General features: G+C 60.2%; 16 protein-coding genes. 7 read left to right on the top strand and 9 right to left on the bottom strand.

What is annotated here, in order from left to right; translation table 11 throughout:
• Positions 1-9: 9 nt before the first annotated feature.
• The gene (locus tag ACUUL3_RS03510) at positions 10-690 is read right to left on the bottom strand and encodes a response regulator (RefSeq protein ID WP_448554629.1); all 681 of its coding nucleotides are present in this window, start codon (positions 688-690) and stop codon (positions 10-12) included.
• 112 nt (positions 691-802) lie between these two features.
• The gene (locus ACUUL3_RS03505; protein WP_448554627.1) at positions 803-3682 is read right to left on the bottom strand and encodes a PAS domain-containing protein; all 2880 of its coding nucleotides are present in this window, start codon (positions 3680-3682) and stop codon (positions 803-805) included.
• A 293-nt stretch (positions 3683-3975) separates the two neighbouring features.
• Here ACUUL3_RS03505 and ACUUL3_RS03500 point away from each other — a divergent pair, with 293 nt between their 5' ends.
• The 7 genes from ACUUL3_RS03500 to ACUUL3_RS03470 all read left to right on the top strand — a co-directional run bounded on the left by ACUUL3_RS03500 (position 3976) and on the right by ACUUL3_RS03470 (position 12030).
• Positions 3976-4281, top strand: a complete 306-nt coding sequence (locus tag ACUUL3_RS03500) for a hypothetical protein (RefSeq protein WP_448554625.1) — start codon at positions 3976-3978, stop codon at positions 4279-4281.
• Between the two features lie 69 nt (positions 4282-4350).
• On the top strand, positions 4351-4959 hold the full coding sequence (locus ACUUL3_RS03495) for a CheR family methyltransferase (RefSeq protein ID WP_448554623.1): 609 nt from the start codon (positions 4351-4353) through the stop codon (positions 4957-4959).
• A 4-nt stretch (positions 4960-4963) separates the two neighbouring features.
• On the top strand, positions 4964-5608 hold the full coding sequence (locus ACUUL3_RS03490) for an MBL fold metallo-hydrolase (RefSeq protein ID WP_448554621.1): 645 nt from the start codon (positions 4964-4966) through the stop codon (positions 5606-5608).
• A gap of 92 nt (positions 5609-5700) precedes the next feature.
• Entirely contained in the window at positions 5701-8157 is a 2457-nt protein-coding gene (locus tag ACUUL3_RS03485) for a HAMP domain-containing methyl-accepting chemotaxis protein (RefSeq protein WP_448554619.1), read from the top strand.
• A gap of 76 nt (positions 8158-8233) precedes the next feature.
• On the top strand, positions 8234-8785 hold the full coding sequence (locus ACUUL3_RS03480; RefSeq protein ID WP_448554618.1) for a chemotaxis protein CheW: 552 nt from the start codon (positions 8234-8236) through the stop codon (positions 8783-8785).
• A gap of 172 nt (positions 8786-8957) precedes the next feature.
• Entirely contained in the window at positions 8958-9398 is a 441-nt protein-coding gene (locus tag ACUUL3_RS03475) for a response regulator transcription factor (protein ID WP_448554616.1), read from the top strand.
• A 37-nt stretch (positions 9399-9435) separates the two neighbouring features.
• Positions 9436-12030, top strand: coding sequence for a hybrid sensor histidine kinase/response regulator (locus tag ACUUL3_RS03470; protein ID WP_448554614.1), 2595 nt, complete (start codon positions 9436-9438; stop codon positions 12028-12030).
• A gap of 153 nt (positions 12031-12183) precedes the next feature.
• Here ACUUL3_RS03470 and ACUUL3_RS03465 read toward each other — a convergent pair whose 3' ends face one another.
• The 7 genes from ACUUL3_RS03465 to ACUUL3_RS03435 form a co-directional block, all read right to left on the bottom strand.
• Positions 12184-12621, bottom strand: coding sequence for a hypothetical protein (locus ACUUL3_RS03465; RefSeq protein ID WP_448554613.1), 438 nt, complete (start codon positions 12619-12621; stop codon positions 12184-12186).
• A gap of 17 nt (positions 12622-12638) precedes the next feature.
• On the bottom strand, positions 12639-13871 hold the full coding sequence (gene rpsA / locus ACUUL3_RS03460; protein WP_448554611.1) for a 30S ribosomal protein S1: 1233 nt from the start codon (positions 13869-13871) through the stop codon (positions 12639-12641).
• Positions 13872-14023: 152 nt separating this feature from the next.
• A complete protein-coding gene (locus ACUUL3_RS03455; RefSeq protein ID WP_448554609.1) occupies positions 14024-14536 on the bottom strand; it encodes a YfcE family phosphodiesterase in 513 nt (170 codons plus the stop codon).
• Positions 14537-14632: 96 nt separating this feature from the next.
• Complete coding sequence (locus tag ACUUL3_RS03450) at positions 14633-15721, bottom strand: pyridoxal phosphate-dependent aminotransferase (protein WP_448554607.1); 1089 nt, start codon at positions 15719-15721, stop codon at positions 14633-14635.
• A 5-nt stretch (positions 15722-15726) separates the two neighbouring features.
• Positions 15727-16317 (bottom strand): bifunctional adenosylcobinamide kinase/adenosylcobinamide-phosphate guanylyltransferase, encoded by a 591-nt coding sequence (gene cobU, locus ACUUL3_RS03445; protein WP_448554605.1) that lies wholly within the window; start codon positions 16315-16317, stop codon positions 15727-15729.
• Positions 16314-18149 carry a RiPP maturation radical SAM C-methyltransferase gene (locus ACUUL3_RS03440; protein ID WP_448554604.1) on the bottom strand — a complete coding sequence of 612 codons (1836 nt, stop codon included), beginning with the start codon at positions 18147-18149 and terminating at the stop codon, positions 16314-16316. The genes cobU and ACUUL3_RS03440 overlap by 4 nt, the downstream gene beginning before the upstream one ends.
• 2 nt (positions 18150-18151) lie before the next feature.
• Entirely contained in the window at positions 18152-18829 is a 678-nt protein-coding gene (locus ACUUL3_RS03435) for a LolA family protein (RefSeq protein WP_448554602.1), read from the bottom strand.
• Between the last annotated feature and the right edge of the window lie 77 nt (positions 18830-18906).

Here is an 18906-nt window from a genome sequence, read left to right as displayed (position 1 = left end):
TTTTTGTCTTCAACTCCTCCAGAGTTCGGGATCGATGACGCCGATTTTCACGGCATAGCGCACCAGAGCCATGGGCTCATGGATATCAAGTTTCCGGACGATGTTTGACCGGTGTTTTTCCACGGTTCGCGGGCTCAGATACAGCATGTGGGCGATATCCTTGGAGGAATACCCTTCGACCACGAGACGGAAAACCTGCTGCTCCCGCTCGGACAGGCTGTCGTATCCCGAACTCTCCCGTTTCTCCTCCTGGACGGGATTCAGATACTTTCGGATCACTTCGGCATTGATTTTCGGGCTCAGATAGTACTGACCGGAGGCAACCCTCAGGATGGCCTCGGTCACCTCGCCGCCGGAATCGGTTTTCAGCACGTAGCCCGTGGCGCCGGCGGCAAGGGCCTTGAAGACATAGGCTTCCTTGTCATACATGGAGAGCACCACAACCCGGGTCGCCGGCGCCGCCTCCTTTACTAGAGGGAGCGCCTCCAATCCGTTCAGACTGGGCATGGAGATGTCCAGAAGAACGATATCCGGTTTCATCTGTCTGGCCTTCAGGACGACATCCATGCCGTCCACGGCCTCACCGGCCAGCTCCATTTCCGGATGATCGAAAAGAAGCCGGGAGATTCCGTCCCTGACCACGGCATGATCGTCAGCCACCAGCACCTTCAGCTTCCGTTTGTTGTTCATGGCGCAGCTCCGCATGGCATTCCCGTTTATCAAAAAACAGATGGACCCGTGAAAAACCTCGAAAGGGGGCGGGCCCGTAATGGTATGTGTTCCCTCGGCACGTTCACCGCAATCAGGCGATCCCTTTTCCGGCCCCGGCCCTGCGCACCTCGGCCCGGATCATCGTGCCTTCGCCACGGCGCGAACGGACCGTGAGGGTGCCGCCGATGGCCAGCATTCTTTCCTGCATGCCGCGCAGGCCGATGCCGTCATGAGCTTCCGGCAGGGCAAGCCCGGAGAGAGGGTCCGTCTCGAAGCCCCGGCCATCGTCGGCAAGGGTAAGAATGAGGGAGGGATAGCTGAAGATCAACCGAACCGCGACCTTGCCAGCCCCGGCATGTTTGCCGATATTGGTCAACCCCTCCTGAAAAACCCGGAACAGGGCGATTTCGATCTCGGGCGCCGCTTTCCCCTGTGCCCCCACGACCTCAATGGAGGTCCGGATCGCGGGATAGCGGGCGGCGAAATCCCGCAGCCCCCACTCCAATGACGGCACAAACCCCAGGGTGTCAAGCAGGTCCGGCCTGAGCCTGTTGGTGGCGTTGCGCACCGCGCAGCCGATTGTGTCGATCAGCGATGCGATGTCGGCCAGCTCCGGAAAACCGGGAAATTCGCCGGCAATGATTCTCTTCTGCGCGGCATCGGCTTTGTGCCGCATGGCAAGCAGTTGCTGGCCCAACTCGTCATGCAGGTCCCGGGCGATCCGCTTCTGTTCCTCTTCCACAACCTCCACCACCCGGCGGGAAAGATGCCGGATCCTTTCCTCGGCAAGCATCGCCTCGGTCACGTCGCGATGCACACAGTGCATGAATTCCGAGCCGTTGAGAAAGAGCAGGCTTCCCCGGCATTCGATGAAGTTGGTACCGCCGTCCTGGCGCAACCAGGAATAAAGCCCTGAACACCGGCCTGAACCGAGGAGGCCGAGGGAAGGGCTGCGCCCTTCCCGGCCCCGGGTTTTTTCGAGGAACTTCTTGGCGGCCCTGACGTCGGCAAGGTCAAGAAGCGCGCTCTTGTCGCGGCCCGCCATTTTCTGATAGCTCGCGTTGCAGTCTATGAGCCTCTGCTTTCCATCCTTGCCGGCCAAGGCATAGATGCTGATTCCGTCGGTGCTGGTTTCAAAGAGCATACGATAGCGGATTTCCGAGCCGCGCAGCCGCTCGAAAATATCCATATAGGCCGTGATATCCTCGGAGACGCTGATTTCCCGAAATTTCCTGCCGTTCCGGTCGCAAACCGAGAACACCTTGGAGCGGACCCAGCGAAGGGCGCCGTCGCTCCGGACTATCCTGTAGTCAATGCCCTCTTCCCCGGCGCGAGGCGTGTCATGGATTGCCCGTACCCGCTCGCCGTCGTCCGGATGCACCGCCTCCAGCCAGGAGCACGGGTTCAGGTAGAGACTTTCCCGGGAACGCCCCCAGATCGCCTCGTAGGCCGGGCTGACGTAGAGCATCCGCCCGCTGGAAAGGTCGCGGCTCCAGAAAACGCTGTTGACGCTCTCCGCGATCTGCCGGAACCGCTCCTCGCTCTCCCTGAGTTCCGCCTCGGTTTCCCTTTGCCTTTCAATGGCCTCGGTCAGTTCGCTGACATTCTCCTCAAGCTCCCGCGTCTGTTCGGCGATCTTCCGTTCCTGCTCGTCGCAGGCCTGGCGCAGGGCCTCCTGAACCGCCTGCAGGTCGGTCACATCCCGGCCGATACCGTTCACATAAAGAAGATGCCCTTCCGCATCGTAGTGGCAGTTGCAGGTCCAGTGCAGAAAGTGCACCCTGCCGTCCATGGCCATCTGGCGGTTTCCCAGAATGAATGATTTTCGGCGCTCCCGCGTTTGCGCCAGCAAGGTTTTCCGGGTTTCGGCGCGGTCTTCCGGATGCACGAAGTCAAAGGCCGAACGGCCCAGGCACTCCTCGGGCCTGATTCCGAAGATCTTCTGCGCGGCCTGGTTGATGAAAAGCAGACGCCCCTGCGCGTCCACCTGGGTGATCAAATCTTCGCTTGCCTCGACAAACTCGCGGTATTTTTCTTCACTCCGGGATAATTTTTCTTCAAGCTCCCGACCGCGGGCAAGCTGGCCGAGCAGCATCTCTCCGGTTTTTCGCAGATCGACGGTCCGCTCCGCGATCAGTTTTTCCAGATCGGACCGGTATTGGGCCAGGCGCACGGTGATATCCTGCGAAATGCCCAGCAGGCCGAGGACCTCGCCCTGTTCAGAAAAAACAGGGGCCTTGACGGTATGCACCACCAACTCTTCCCCGCTTGCGGAATAACGCTCGTCAAACTCCTCGCTCTTGCCGGACGCCATGACCAACCGGTCTGCGGCCCGATATCCGTCGGCAAGCTCCCGGGGGAAAAAATCATAATCCGACCTGCCGGCTATCTCGTCCGCGCGGATCCCCAGATCCCTGGCAAAGTGCTGATTACAGTAGACATAGCGCAACCCGGTATCCTTCACATAGATTCTCTGGGGAAGGCTTTCGAGCAGGATTTTCTGGAACTGTTCCCTGCGGCTGATTTCGGCAAACGCCCGTTTGAGTTCGCTGGTCTCGACCACGATCGCCCCGGCGCCGGCGACATTCCCCTTGCCGTCATAGACCGGAAACTGCGAATGCAGCCAGTGACGGACAACTCCCGGCTGGCCGGGCATTTCGCCGTTGATCTCCACGTTGAGGTTCGCCTCGCCGGTGGCCAGCACCCGCCGGAGTCCGGCCTCGGCGGCCTGCCCAACCGCGGAGGGGATCATTTCGGAGATCGTTCTGCCGAGATGATCCGCCGGGCCGCGGCCGGCAAGGGCGGCAAGGGTCCGGTTGACGGTGAGATACCGGCCTTGCCGGTCGAACAGCGCAATTCCGGCCGGCGCCTCCACGAAAAACGAATTCAGGTTGGCGGAAAGCAGCTCGCAGCGCTCTTCAAGCTCACGCACCTGTTCGCCCAATTCGGCAGGGGTCGGATTTTTGCCCATACGCGTCGCATCTCCGCCATGAAAAGCGTAGAAATTATCGTTATCAGGCACCTAACAAAAAAAATTATGGATGAAAAAAAAATCGCCGTCAACGGCAAACGCTTACCGCCGTAAGGAAAAACCATAACCGACAGTAGGTGTCTCCCGCCCTCTTGACACAAATCCCCCAAGGGAAATACGTACCGCCTCGTATGGATTTTCCGGCGAGTCCTTCTCTACAATCAAAACATTGTTCACGGTTTTCCTGAAAAATCCGCACCGTCCGGCAGCCACCTTTCGACAGGGAGGATACGATGCATTCCCAAAAGCGGCAGTCCTTTTTCCCCTCATATCTTTTCGCGCTCTTCATCAGATGCCCATTTTCGGACGCAACGGCCCACTGCCCGTTTGCGGCGATCCGGCGGCTGCGGTCCCTGGAGATGCGGTTCCGGCTTGCGGAACAGCTCGCCGATGACTGGGAGGTCCTGGCCGGCATCTGGGAGACGCACAATGACTGCTACCATTCCCGCCTTGCGGAACGAATGGCCCATATCCCGCCCAAGGCCCCATCGGCCGCCCGCCCGCGGAGCGGACCTGCGGCCGGCACCAGCGGACACTGACCGACCTCTGCAAAAGCAAGGGCGCCCCTTGCGACGGAGCGCCGAGCAACCACCAGCGGGGAGAAACAAATGGCCTTCACCTTTTTCATGCGCGACCAGCCAACCCTTGAGCAGGCTGCCAACCACCTCATCCCTTTCGCCAGCGGCCGGAGCAGAATCAAGGTCTGGGACGCGGGCTGCGCCAAGGGGCAGGAGACATACACCCTGGCCATGATCCTGGCCGAACGGATGAACCGTTTCGGTTTCAAGAACGTGCGGATCGACGCCACGGACCATGACAGCGCCAACCGCTTCGGCGACGTGGTCAGCGAGGCGGTGTACCATGGCGATGAGCTGAAACGCACCCCTGCCGACCTGCTCGGCAAATATTTCGAGCCTGCCGCCAGGCCGGGCCATTACCGGGTAAAGGAAGAGCTGCGCAGCAGGGTGCGCTTCCAGTACCACGACCTGCTCTCGCTCTCACCGACGGGAAACGATTACTGCCTGGTGGTGTGCAAAAATGTCCTTCTCCACTTCCAACCCGCCGAACGGGTGGAGGTCTTCAGGATGTTTCACGCCGCGCTCGCGCCCGGCGGCTATCTGGTCACGGAAAATACCCAAAACCTGCCCGGCGAGGTGACGGGCCTCTTCTCGCGGGTGGCGCCGGACGCCAAATTATACAAAAAAACAGGAAGCTGAACGGATGAAAGTCCTGCAACTGCGAAAAAATCAAAGCCTCTACACCTGCAACTCCTATCTGCTGCTGGGAGAGTGGAACCGGCTCGAGGACGTCAATACCCTTATTGATCCGGGTACCGACGGCTCCATTCTGGAGGAACTCCAGCGTCTTTCCACCGGCTGCGGCAAGAAGGCGGTGGAACAGGTGATTCTGACCCACGACCATTTCGACCATGCCGGCGGAGCCGCCGAGATCAGGAAGATCTACAACTGTCCCGTCCTGGCCTTCAAGGGCGGAAACGGCATCGACGAAGTGCTGCGCAACGGCCGGATGCTGCCGGCGGGCGATGGGGTCGTCGAGGTGATCCACGCCCCCTTCCACTCCAACGACTCCATCTGCCTCTATTGCGCCCGGGAGGCGACGCTCTTTTCCGGCGACACGCCGCTCAGAATCATGCAGCCCTGGGGATCTTACTCTCCGGCGTTCATGGAGTTCCTGACCGGGCTGACGAGTCTTGAAATCAAGGCGATTTATTCCGGCCATGACGAACCGCTCGTCGCCGACGCGGCAAGGGTTGTCCGGCAAAGCCTGAAGCAGGTCCGGGCAAGCATGGATCTGCCCCCCCTGGAAACATCGCGGGCTTTCTCCCGCGAAAATCCGTTCATCTGAAACAGGCCGGAAGGAGGAGCCGCAAAGCCCGCTGTCACGCAATTCATCTTCAACAAAATCAGCAAATTCAACCCACAAGGAGGAAAAGCGCCATGTTCAAGACCATGAAACTGGGTCAAAAAATCATCGCCGGCTTCTGCCTGGTAACCATTATTTCCGCGGCCATGGGGATCTTCGGCTATTACGGCATCACCCGGATCATGGGATTTCAGAATGAAATTGCCGTGGTCCGCCTGCCGAGCGTCCAGAACCTGCTGATCATGAGCGAGGCGCAGACCGCGGTCAAGGCGGCGACCAGAAGTCTCCTCGTTCCCGGCCTTTCGGACGAACGGGTTGAAAATCAGTTCGGCTACATCAAGGAAGCCCTTGCCCGGGCCGATCAGGCATGGAAAATCTACGAACCTCTTCCCCAGACCGCAGAAGAAGCCGCGACCTGGAAGGAATTCGTCCCGGCCTGGGAAGCCTGGCTGAAGGACGTGCGACAAACGGAAAACAATTTCAAGGCGTACCGGAGCGGCAATGGCAAGGCGGAGCATGAACGCATGCTTGAATTCGCCCTGGAGACCGAAGCGAAATCCTTTAAGGATGCAGAAGCCTTGTTACTGAAACTCGCCGACATCAACATCAAGGTCGCGGAGGAAAGCAGCCTGGCCGCGGATGCCCAGGCGGGTCTGATCAAAAAAAGCATGGTGGCCGTGGTAATAGCCGTGATCGTTCTGGCCCTGACCATCGGCTTCTACCTCAAGGGCAACATCGGCACCATCCTCAAGTCGCTGCTTGACGAAGCAAAACTCCTCACCGAGGCGGCGGTGAACGGGCAACTGGCCACCCGCGGCAACGTGGAAAAGATCAATTTCGAGTTCCGCGGCATCGTGGAGGGGGTCAACGCGACCCTGGACGCGGTGATCGGACCGCTCAACGTGGCCGCCGAGTACGTGGACCGGATCAGCAAGGGCGATATCCCGCCCAGGATCACCGACAACTACAACGGCGACTTCAATGAGATCAAGAACAACCTCAACGGCTGTATCGAGGCGGTGAACATCCTCATCGCCGACGCCGGCATGCTGGTGCGGGCGGCGGTGGCGGGCGAACTGGCCACCCGGGCCGACGCGTCCAGACACCAGGGCGATTTCCGCAAGATCGTGGAAGGGGTCAACCAGACCCTGGACGCGGTGATCGGACCGCTCAACGTGGCCGCCGAGTACGTGGATCGGATCAGCAAGGGCGATATCCCGCCCAAGATCACCGACAACTACAACGGCGATTTCAACGAGATCAAGAACAATCTGAACACCTGCATCGAGGCGGTGAACGGCCTCATCGCCGATGCCGGCATGCTGGTGCAGGCGGCGGTGGCTGGCGAACTGGCCACCCGGGCCGACGCGGCCAGACACCAGGGCGATTTCCGCAAGATCGTGGAAGGGGTCAACCAGACCCTGGACGCGGTGATCGGGCCGCTCAACGTGGCCGCCGAATATGTGGACCGGATCAGCAAGGGCGACATCCCCGAAAAAATCACCGACAACTACAACGGCGACTTCAACGAAATCAAGAACAATCTGAACTCCATGGTGGAAAACCTCGGCAATTTCGCCCTCCATTGCCAGGAAGCGGCGGAACAGGTCGCCGCCGGCAGCGAGCAGATCAGCTCTTCCGCGGCCAACATGAGCCAGGGCGGCACCGAAGCCGCGGCTTCGGTGGAACAGATTTCCAGCGCCATGGAGGAGATGAGCAGCACCGTGGCGCACACCGCTGACAACGCCAGGGAAACCGCGGCAATAGCCACCAAGGTCGCGGTCGACGCCAAGGAAGGAGGCGAGGCCATGGTGGAAACGGTAACAGCCATGCGGAACATCGCGGAAAACATTCTGATCATCGAAGAAATTTCCCGGCAGACCAACATGCTGGCCTTGAACGCCGCCATCGAGGCGGCCCGGGCCGGAGAACACGGCAAGGGCTTTGCCGTGGTCGCCGCCGAAGTGCGGAAACTCGCGGAAAGAAGCCAGAACGCGGCCAAGGATATCGGCAGCATGGCGGGTTCCAGCGTCGAGATCGCGGAAAAAGCCGGAGATCTCATCTCGAAAATGGTCCCGGAAATCCAGAAAACAGCGGATCTGGTTTCGGAAATCAATGCCTCGGCCAACGAACAGGCCCAGGGCATCGCGCAAAACGCCAAAGCCATCGAGCAACTCGATCAGGTAATCCAGCAGAATGCCACGGCCAGCGAAGAAATGGCCGCCACCAGCGAGGAACTGGCCAGCCAGGGCGCTCAACTCATGGAGACCGCGAGCTTTTTCAAGACAGGGCAGGCCATGGGCGCCCAGCTCTCTTCGCGCCCGCAGATCGGGAAAAATCTCGCCGTCCGTGCAAATACACGGGGAAAAGGGCTGCCGGTCCTGAAAGAAACCGGGGCCGTGCTTCTGAGCCAGGAGGAGATCAAGGCGGAAAAAAATTCACGCCCGGTGAAACATGTGAAGGAAGGCTTCCGGGTTTCCCTGAAAACCGACCAGACCGACGGGGAATTTGCCAGATACGATGCGGCGTGACCCGAATTCCGGTCGCGAGGTTGTGAACCATTGCCGACGCAAAACCCGGACAAACCAATCTGAAGAGGAGCAAGCCATGGCGGAAACAAACCATGATGAAATCAAGAGCAAGCAGTACCTGACCTTCACCCTGCGCAGCGAAGACTTTGCCATCGACATCGCCAAGGTGCGGGAGGTTCTGGACGTCACCACCCTGACCAGGATTCCCAAGATGCCCCCATTCATCAGCGGGGTCATCAACCTGCGGGGCAACGTGGTGCCGGTGATGGATCTGGGATACCGGCTGGGCATGGAGCCTGTTGACCAGACCAAGAACACCTGCGTGATGATCGTGGAAACAACCATCGACGGAACAACGGTCGCCATGGGCACGGTGGCGGATTCGGTGCAGATGGTCCTGGATCTGCAGACCTCGGAAATCGAAGAGGTGCCGCGGATGGGAACAAATATCAACACCGACTTCATCATCGGCATGGGCAGGCAGGGAGAGAAATTTCTCATCATCCTGAACATCGACAAGGTCCTTACCCATGGCGAGGAAGATCTCCGCCTCTGCCTGGACCTGGAGACGGCCATGCCATCGGAAATCCCGGCGGCAATGGAGACGGACGTTTCGGCGGCCGCCTGACCCGCCACGGAGGGACCGGGCCGCCCCGGAACTCCATCTCTTCATGCCGGTTGGCTGAAAAGCCGAACGCAAAGGCGCGGAGACGCGAAAGGAACATCATAAGCCAAGAAAAGTGAACCTTCGCGTCTTTGCGTTAACACCATTTGTCAGGGGATTTCAAAAAGGAGGCCCGATGAAAAAACAGATTCTGGTGGTTGATGACGACGCGCTGCTGGTGGAAATGATCAGCTATTTTCTGAAGATGGACGGTCATCTGGTGACCACGGCAAGGAACGGAAAAGAGGCGCTCTCTCTTCTGGCGGCGTACACCTTTGATCTGGTTCTTTGCGACATTCACATGGACGGCAGGGACGGATTCGCGATTCTCGCGGCCAGCAAGGCGCTTCAGCCGGAAACAAAGGTGATCCTCTCTTCCGGTGACGTTGTCTACGAGACAATCAGCATGGCGTTTCAATGCGGCGCCGACGACTTCCTGGCCAAGCCCTTTCTGGTGAGCGAGCTGCAGCACCAGATTTCCCTCTGCCTCGACCGGAAGCGGCAAAAGAAAATGAAAATACCAGCCTCACCGGCATCCGTCGCGCAGGCCCATTGCCAGGCAAATTGCCGCAACTGACCCCCCGCGTGCAAAAACAGGACAGGAGAGCGTCCCGATGGCAGACAGGGAAACCGACAGGGAATTTGCCTGTATTCATGATTCTCGCAACCCGTTCACCGTTCAGCGGCAAAGGCGACTGCGCTACCGGAAACTTCTGGAAGCGGCGACCGACTATACCTACACGGTCCGCTACAAAGACGGCAGACCGGCTGAAACGTTCCATTCGCCCAGGAGCTTCGCGGTGACCGGCTATTCTCCGGAAGAATACAAAAAATCGCCGTTTCTCTGGTATGAGATGATCCACGAAAAGGACCGGGGGATGGTCATGGCATATCTCGGCAACCTCCTGACCGGCTCGCCGATCCCCCCCTTTGAACACCGGATCATCCATAAGGATGGCTCGGTGCGCTGGATCAGGAACACCACCGTGCCCTGCTTTGCCGAAGACGGCTCCCTTCTTGCCTATGAGGCCCTGGTGACGGACATCACCGGGCAACGGAACGCCGAGGAAAAAAGCGCCAAACTGAGCAGGGCTTACAAAACCCTGAGCCTCTGCAATCAGGCCCTGGTCCGCTCCAGAACGGAACAGGGGCTCCTGGAAACCATCTGCCGCATCCTTGCCGGGCACGGCGGCTACGCCCTGGCCTGGGTCGGCTATGCCAGAAAAGACGGGGAAAGGCCCGTGCGTGTCGCGGCCAGGGAAGGCAACGGCCTCAGATATCTGCGCGGGCTGAAAATCAGCCGGCCGGCAACGGAAGGCTTCGACCAGACACCGGAATGGGCCGCCGTCCGCGACGGACAAATACTGATCAACAACAACACCCTTGCCGCGCCATACGGCGAGAAATGGAAGGAAATCGCCACACGCCACGGCTATCTCTCCTCCATCACGCTTCCCTTTTTTGCGGAAGAAAAACTCTTCGGAACCCTCAACATCTATGCGGAAGAAACCGAGGCCTTCGACGTCGACGAAGTGCAGCTCCTCAGCGAACTTTCCGCGGACCTTGCCTATGGGATTCTGGCCCTGCGCACCAGAAAAAAACATGACAAGTCGGTGCAAGCCCTTGCCGCCAGCGAAACCCGCTTGAAGTGCATTTTCGATACGGTGCAGACCGGCATTCTTCTCATCGACCAGGAGACACGGCAGATCCTGGACGCCAACAGCGCGGCCATCGGCATCATCGGCATCTCTTCCAAAAAAATCATCGGCCGCACCTGCCATGGCTTCATCTGCCCGGCGGGACAGGGGCAGTGCCCGGTCCTGGACCTGGGGCAGGAAATCGACAATTCCGAAAGAATTCTTCTGAAGGAAACCGGCGAAGAGCTCCCCATCCTCAAATCCGTGGTGCGGCTCGAACTCAACGGCCGCAAGTGCCTGCTGGAGAGTTTTCTTGACATCTCCAAACGGGTGCAGGACGAAAAGGAGCGCCTCGTTTTGGAGTGTCAGCTTCGCCAGGCGCAGAAAATGGAAGCCATCGGCACTCTGGCCGGCGGCATTGCCCACGACTTCAACAACATGCTCCATGCCATTCTGGGGTATGCCGGTCTGCTTGTCCGGACCCTGCCCGCAGAGAGCGAGGCCCGCGGTTTCGCCCTTTCGATCAGCCAGGCGGGAAAATCAGCCGCGGAACTGGTGAAGCAGATCCTGACCTTCAGCAGGCAGTCGGAACTGGAAAGAAAACCCCTGAAAGTGCAGTTTATGATCAAGGAAGCGCTGAAACTGCTGCGGAGAACCCTGCCCAGCACCATCGAGATCAGAGAGCATATCGATCTCGGCTGCCCTCCAGTGCTGGCCGATTCCAGCCACGTTCATCAGATCATCATGAACCTGGGCACCAATGCCTACCACGCCCTGCGGGAACGGGGCGGGAGGATCGCCGTGAAATTGGACGAGCTGGAGATGGCGCGGGAACTCGTCGCGGAACTGCCGCACCTGACGCCGGGCAAGTATGTGCGGCTCACGGTTTCCGATGACGGCTGCGGCATGGACGACGCAACCAGGCAGCGGATTTTCGAGCCCTATTTCACCACCAAGAAAGCAGGGGAAGGGACCGGCCTGGGGCTTGCCATAGTGCATGGCATCATGACCGGTTACGGCGGGGCGGTTTCCGTGCAGAGCCGGCCGGGAGAAGGCAGCACCTTCACCTTGTTTTTCCCGGTAATCGAGCAGAACGCCCAGCAGGATGAGAAAAAGAACGAACCGGGTGTCCCGAGGCTGCACGGGCGGGTGCTCCTGGTCGACGATGAGGAATTCAACGTGGTTCTGGGCAGACATATGCTGGAACGGGCCGGCTGCGAAGTGGTGGCATGCACGGACAGCAGGGAGGCCATGAGCCGGTTCCTCGCCGCGCCGGACGAGTTCGACCTGCTGGTCACCGACCAGACCATGCCCTGTTTCACCGGCTTTGCACTCGCGGGAAAGATGCTCGCCATCCGCCCGGATCTCCCGATCATTCTTGTGACCGGCCACAGTGAAATCGTGAACGAAGAAATGGCAAAGGCCATCGGCATACGGAAATTTCTCATGAAACCCATGGATCTCGCCACCATTTCCAGGGCCATCGAGGAGCTTCTCGGCCCTGCGCAGCCGTGCCCGACCCGGGAGTTCCCGGCAAGTCCACAGGAGCAACATGCCCACCATCCGCATTGAGGAGGGGAAGACCTCCTGTCCTTATTTCCTCGGCGGCAGAAACGAGTGCGGTCTGAACGCGGGCGGGGTGTTCATCCCCTCGGAGCGGGAAGTGGCGGGCCATTGCCTTTCCGGTCTTTATCCGCGCTGCCCCCACTTCCGGAAAAGCCTCCCTCACCGCGAGCCAGGGCTGCCCGCCTCGATCTTCTCCTCCCGGACTTTGAGGCATTTGCGGCTGTAGTCGTCGAACTCGGCGCAGGTGCTCCGGACAAAGGCCTCCTCGCGCGGATAAAAGACGCAGCGGCTCTGATAGTCGCAGCGGTTGGCGAAGGAATCCCAGTGCTGGCACTCTTCCGTGCACTCCAGGCCGTTGTATGTGTGGCTGGTCTTTTCAAAGAGGCATTTTTTGGCAAAATCATCCCAGTACTGGCATTCCCGCACCGCCAGGGCGCGGCCGGAGGCCGCGGCCGGCCCTCCCTCGCAGATCACGGCGAGATCATGCTCGCGGTAAACTTCCCCCCTTTTGAGGCGAATTTCCTTGGCAAAGGCAGGACTGCCGGCAGCCAGGGCAAGGCCCGCCCATAACAGCACAAATCCGGACACCGCTTTCATCGCCTCCCCTCCCCTGCTTATTTCCTGGTCTTGACCTTGTCCTTGAACAGATCGGCAAAGGTGCCCAGGGTCTGTTTTTCATCCTTTTTCTTTTCCGCAAGATAGCTGCGGAAATCTTCCCGGTCCTCGCCCTGCTCGGTCACCCTGCCCTTTTTGCCGGCAGCCTGTGCGGTTTCGTCCTTGGCCGGCATGGGCAGGGAAAGGGAAATCCGCTTCTTCTCCGGATCGATGCCGTCGATCTTCACCTCCAGGGCGTCGCCCACCTTGACCACCTCGCGGGGATGCTGGATGCGGCGGCCGGCGCCGAGTTTGGAGATATGCACCAACCCGTCGATGCCGGGGGCCAGGGACACAAAGGCGCCGAACTCCATGAGGCGCACCACCTTGCCGGTATGGCTGCTGCCTTCGGGAAACCTGCCTTCGATGCCTTCCCAGGGATCGGGCAACGAATCCTTGAGGCTGAAGGAGTAGCGCTCGTTCTCCCAATCGAGCTTGAGCACGGTGACGGTCACCTCCTGGCCCACGGCAATACGTTCGCGGATATCCTCGACCTGACCCCAGGCGATCTCGGAAACCGGGATCAGCCCCTCAATGCCGCCGATATCGACAAAGGCGCCGAAATCGCGGATGGAGGTGATGGTGCCGGCAACACTCTGCCCCACGGCAAGGCGCTCCTGCAGTGCCTCCTTCTGCCGGGCCCGTTCCTCTTCCAGCAGGGCGCGGCGGGAAAGCACGATATTCTTGCCGTGCTCGCCAAACTGGGTGATGCGGAAGGAAAACTTCTTGCCGATATACTCCTCGGCATTTTCGATGCGGCGCATCTCCATCTGCGAGTAGGGGCAGAAGGCGCGGATGTTGCCGGAAAAACGCACCTCGAAGCCGCCCTTGGTCTCGCCCTGCACCGTACCTTCCACCGGGATCTGATTGTGAAAGGCCTCGTCAAGGTGACTGTGCACCGCGCCGCCGCTCACCTTGGCGGTGAAGAGCCGCTCGTTGTTTTTTGCGGAGAGAAAGTAGACCTGCACCCGGTCCCCCTCCTTGACGGTCACGTTGCCCTCTCCATCGACGAATTCATGCCTGGACACCGCGCCTTCGCTCTTGGCGCCCAGATCGAGAAAGATCCAGTCCTTGGCAATGCGGACCACGGTGGCGTCGATCTTCTGGCCGGGCCTGAGGCTCTCCTTCTTGCCAAGGGTTGATTCCTGAAACAGTTCGGCAAAGCTTGGGCCATCGTTTGTCGTGTTCATCATGTTCACCTGAGGGTTGATGGTTTCTGAAATAAAGAAGAAACCTGAGTATTCACAAAGCTAACGCAAGGACGCAGAGACGCAAAGGGAAAGTTGAAAACTCCCGTTATCACCCGGTGCCATAATGCTTTCCCCTGCGCCTTCGCGTTGTTTTTTTAGTTATCACCAAAAGGAGTACCCACCTCCACCCGCTCCACTTGCATGGTTTCGCACTGGAGAATGGCGAACCCCGGCTGGTCATCCTTGCCCAGCAGTTCCCCGGGGTTGATCAGCAGGCAAGCGCCGACCTTTTCCACATGGTAGCGGTGGTTGTGGCCGCAGCAGACCACGTCGAACAGGCCTTGGCAGGCGATCCCCCTGGCCAGCTGCGGATAGTGGGTGAAGGCGATTTTCCGGCCGCCCGCCTCAACGGCGCCGAAGATGCCGTGCTGGGTGATGCCGGGATAGCGGGAGCCGCAGGACTGGGAAATGAGGTGCTGGTCGCCGGCGTTGTTGCCGTAGATCAGATGCACGGCGCCGGCGAACTTTGCGAGTTCGTCCAGCATGAAGGGCGAGATGAGATCCCCGCAATGAATCAGCATGCTCACGCTGTAGGCATTGATGTATTTCACCGCGGCACGCAGGTTGCCGATGTGGTCATGGGTATCGGAGAGGATCGCGATTCGCATGGGGTTGCTCCTGATATTTTGCTGAAAAAGCCAGACCCGGCTTTTTCAACCACCCGCTGGCCAAAAAGACGCTTCAGCCAGCCTTTCGCCCGTTTTTTAAGGGGCCGTTAAAACTTCGGCAAGCGCCGCAAGACACCTGGCGTTCTGTTCGTTGCTCTTCAAGGAGAGGCGAAAGTACTGTTCATCAAGGCCGATGAAATTGCCGCAGTCGCGCAGCATGATCCTCCTCGTGAGCATGGCCTGCCGCAGCCAGGCCGCCGTCCGCCCTGCTCCCAGACGGCAGAGGATGAAGTTCGCCTCTCCCGGCACCACTGTTACCTTTGGCAGAGCGGCAAGGCGGGAAACGAAACCGGGGCGCACGGCAAGCAGGTACTCCCGCACCGCCCGCACATAGTCATCCGCCCCGGTCAGCAAATACTCGCCGGCCACCTGGGCCATGCGATTCACCCCCCAGGGCTTGCGGCGCGCGGCAAGGTGCCGCATCTTCTCCTCGGCGGCCACGAGAAAACCGAGGCGCAGACCGGGGATGCCGTAGATCTTCGAGGAGGAACAGAGAAGAAAAAGGTTGGCGGGCATGGGCAAGGCAGCCAGGGAAGGTTCGGCGACAAAGGGCAGGTAGGATTCATCCACGAGGAACTCGCTGGCGGGATGCGCCATGATGAAGTCATGCAGAGCCCGAGTGGGAATCACCCTGCCCGTGGGGTTGTTGGGGTTGCAGATAAAGACCAGTTCGTTGCCCGAGAGGGCCGCCGCGAGGCGGGAAAAATCAAGGGCAAAATCCTCGCCGGCGGCAAGAGGGAAAAACTCCACTCCCAGCCCTGCCCATTCGCTGGCCAGCCGATAATCGCCGTAGGTGGGGGTGACGATCAGGGCCCTTTTGCAGGCAAGCCCGGCGGGAACCGCGTAGATGAATTCGGTGGTGCCGTTGCCCACCAGAACCTGGCTCGGCGCCAGACCGTGCTTTTCGGCAAAGAGGGCGGCCAGGGTTTCGCTGCCGCTCTCGGGCAGATAAGCGATCTCCTCAAGCCGCGCAACCAAAGCCTCGCGCAGCCCGGGCACCATGCCCAGGGGGGTGAGGTTGCTGCTCATGTCGATGAGGTCGGCGACCTTGCAATTGAGTTGCCTGGCCATGGCGATGATATCGCCGCCATGGGCGCCCTGGCCGCCGGGTATTTTCCTTGCCATCTTCGTCATCCCTTCAGCCGCAGGGGAAGACCCGCGGCCACGAAAACCACCTCCGGACAGACCTGCGCCAGCTGCTGGTTCGTCCAGCCGGCGAGATCACGGAAGCGCCGGCCCAGGGCGGTGTCCGGCACGAGTCCCAGGCCGACCTCGTTGGCCACCAGCACCACGGAACTGGCAAGCCGTTCCACGGTCCGCACGAGCCCGAACACCTCGGCCTCGATCTTCCCGTCCGTAAAGTCACGCATCAGCATATTGGTTATCCACATGGTCAGACAATCCACCAGAAAGACCTCGGCGCTTCCGTCATGCCCGGCAAGGAGCCGGCCGATGGCCAGGGGTTCCTCCAGGGTACGCCAGCCTCGTTCCCGGCTTTCGCGGTGCAGGGCAATGCGGCGGGCCATCTCGCCATCCCCCAGATCCTCCAGGGTGGCCACGTAAACCCTGTCCGTGAAGTTCGCCGCGACCCGCTCTTCGGCATAGCGGCTCTTGCCGCTCCGGCAGCCGCCCAGGACAAGCAGTTTCATGGGGCTGTCTTTCCTGTTCCGCGCCATGGGCCGCATGGCGTCCTCCTTACCCGTCAGCGCACTCTCGGTCATTCCACGTTCTTCCTCTCCCGCACAGCCAGGGCAAGATACCTCGTTCCCTGGGCAAACAGCAATCGTTTTGCCGCAAGCTCGCCAAGAAACTTCAGCAGCTGCTCGCGCCCGACCCGGGGAAAGCGCTTCTCCAGCTCCGTAAGCTCGCGGATCTCCGTACAGGCCAGGTAGATGGCTCGCGAAATCCCGCGCAACCGATGGTGCAGGGTGGACCGGCCGGGCAGTTCCTGGCGGAGCAAAAGAAATGTGCCGCCATCCCGGTAGGAGAGCGGCGGGGAAAGGTGGGCCGGAGTCTGGCGCCGGGCATGAAAACGCTGCCAGGCCGCGACCTTTTTCACCACCGGCTGCCAGAGTTTCCGCTGCCTGGCCCGATCCCCGCGATATTCGTTGATGAGCAAGGTGAGGTTCCGCAAAACCGGGGCCGGAAAGAGCTTGCGGTTATCCCGATGCTGAACGATGGCCCGGATCCCGTATTCTTCCGGCTTTGCCGCCACCTCGCAGCCATGGCCGAGGAAAAAAGCCGCCGTGACGAGGGGGGTGAAGGGCAGAACATAGTCGAGACACTCCAGGGTTTGCGCCACCTCATCCTCGCCGGACAACGGGAACTCGGTGATGAGGTTGCCGTCCAGCCGGATCCCCAGGCCCACGGCCTCTTTCATCAGTGCCAGGTTTTCCATGACCGTGGCGCCCTTGCGCATCCTCTCAAGCAACTTCTGACTCAAGGCCTCGATGCCGGCCTGCACCGTGGCAAGCCCCCCCCGACGGAAAGCAGCCAGAGTCCCGCCCCGCTGGTTGATGCGGATCTCGGCGAAAAAACGAAAATCATTTCCCGCCGCAGCCAGGCTGTCGAAAAAAGGCACCGCCTCCCGGAGCGGCAGCACATTGTCGGTGAAGCAGAAATTGAGGCAGCCATGCCGTTCGGCAAGAACCTCGATCTCCTTTTGCATGCGAACGGCGCTCTTGCTCCGGTAGCCGTGCCATTGCAGGTTCAGATTGCAGAAGGTGCATTTCCCCCACCAGCAGCCCCGGGAAAACTCCACCGGGAGTTCCGGAACAAAGGGCTCACCGCGAAACGCATGCCGCAGCTCCCGGAAATACTCGGCATAATCCGGAATGGGCAGGTCGGCGAGATCGGCGAGCTGCCAACCGGAAGGCAGCGCCGGGCCTGCTTTTTTTTGCCGACCAAACACCTGGGCCGGCAGTGTCTCGCTCTCTCCGGCAAGCACCCGGCAGAGATGCAAAAGCGGCTGCTCCCCTTCCCCATGCACCACATAGTCGAGCCAGGGAAAAGTGGCGAGAAGCGACCTGCCCATCTCGGCCACGCAGGAGGAGCCGCCGAAGACGATGGGCAGCTCGGGCCGGATCTTCTTGATCTCGCGCGCCGCGTAGAGGGAAGAAAGCAATTGATTGAAGCAGACGGAAAAACCGAGGAGATCAAAGGCCCGCACGTCCGTGGCGGCAAGCCAGCCGGCAAAATGGGCCTCCACCTTCCCCCAGAGCCCTTCGACGGATTCCCCTTTTCCCTGAGGAATGGCCTTGAGCTTCCTGGCCAGAAACGGGGCGAGGGCCGGACGCTGATCGGGAAAGAGGAGGCCGGCATAAAGTCCTTCGCAAAGCCAGACCTGCCGGGAGATTTCATGGTAGAGGCCGGGACCGAGCGCCCTGGCCAGGCCAAGATACGGGTGCAGGGTGACGACCGCCAGATTTTCGGCCGTGGTTTCCAGATAGCTCTTCAGAACGCCGAGCTGGGCCGATGGCCGGTTAAAGAGCGCCCAGGGCAGGGAAACAAGCCCGAAACGAAACGGACTGTGCTGACAAGCCGCCTTCGCCATCCTCACTGCTCGATGATTTCGGTGCCGGCCGGCGGGGTGAAGGTGAAGAGATCCTGGGCCACGGATTCGTTCCTGCTGATGTTGGCAAAGGTCAGTTCGGTGACGCTGCCGAAGTGATCGACGATCTCGAGGCGACGGAGGAGATAGTTCCCGTCGATCCAGACATGCAGGTAGTCCACCTGGGGATGTGCCGTCCTGGGTACCAGCTTGATAGCCTGCAGTTCCCCCTCGGCCGGTCGCTGCGGCGGCAGGATCTCAAAATCGCGAACAAGGTTGCCGGTGCCGACAAAAAAGGAGTAGGTGACGTCGGAATTGATATATTCATTGACCGGCTGGACAATCATCTGCCGGGAGGCGGCAAAATACATGAAAACCTTTTTGCCGTTGCTGATCAGCACCTGGCGGTCCGGAGTCGTATAATCCCAGCGGATCCGGCCCGGCTTGAGGATGACGACCCGGCCGGCGCCAAGGCGTTTGCGGTTGCTCATCGGCACCGAAGCGACCTGCTGAAAATCGGCGGACATGCTCTTGGTCGCCTCATATTGCGCCTGCAGATTCTCCGCAAGTTCGAGAGGGGTAAGCAACGGCGAAGACCAGGCCGGCGTCGGCCCGGAGAACGGGAAAGCCAGGGCCAGCAAGGCGGAGAGAACAAGAATCTTGGCAAGAGCTGCAGCGGTCATGGCACCACTCCTCATCAGTCCGTTGAAAAACGGGGAATTATCTGGCGGCAAACCAACCGGAAGGCAAGGGATTTCTC

This window comes from Thiovibrio sp. JS02, from assembly GCF_053485635.1.
This window is presented reverse-complemented; position numbering and strand designations above follow the sequence as displayed.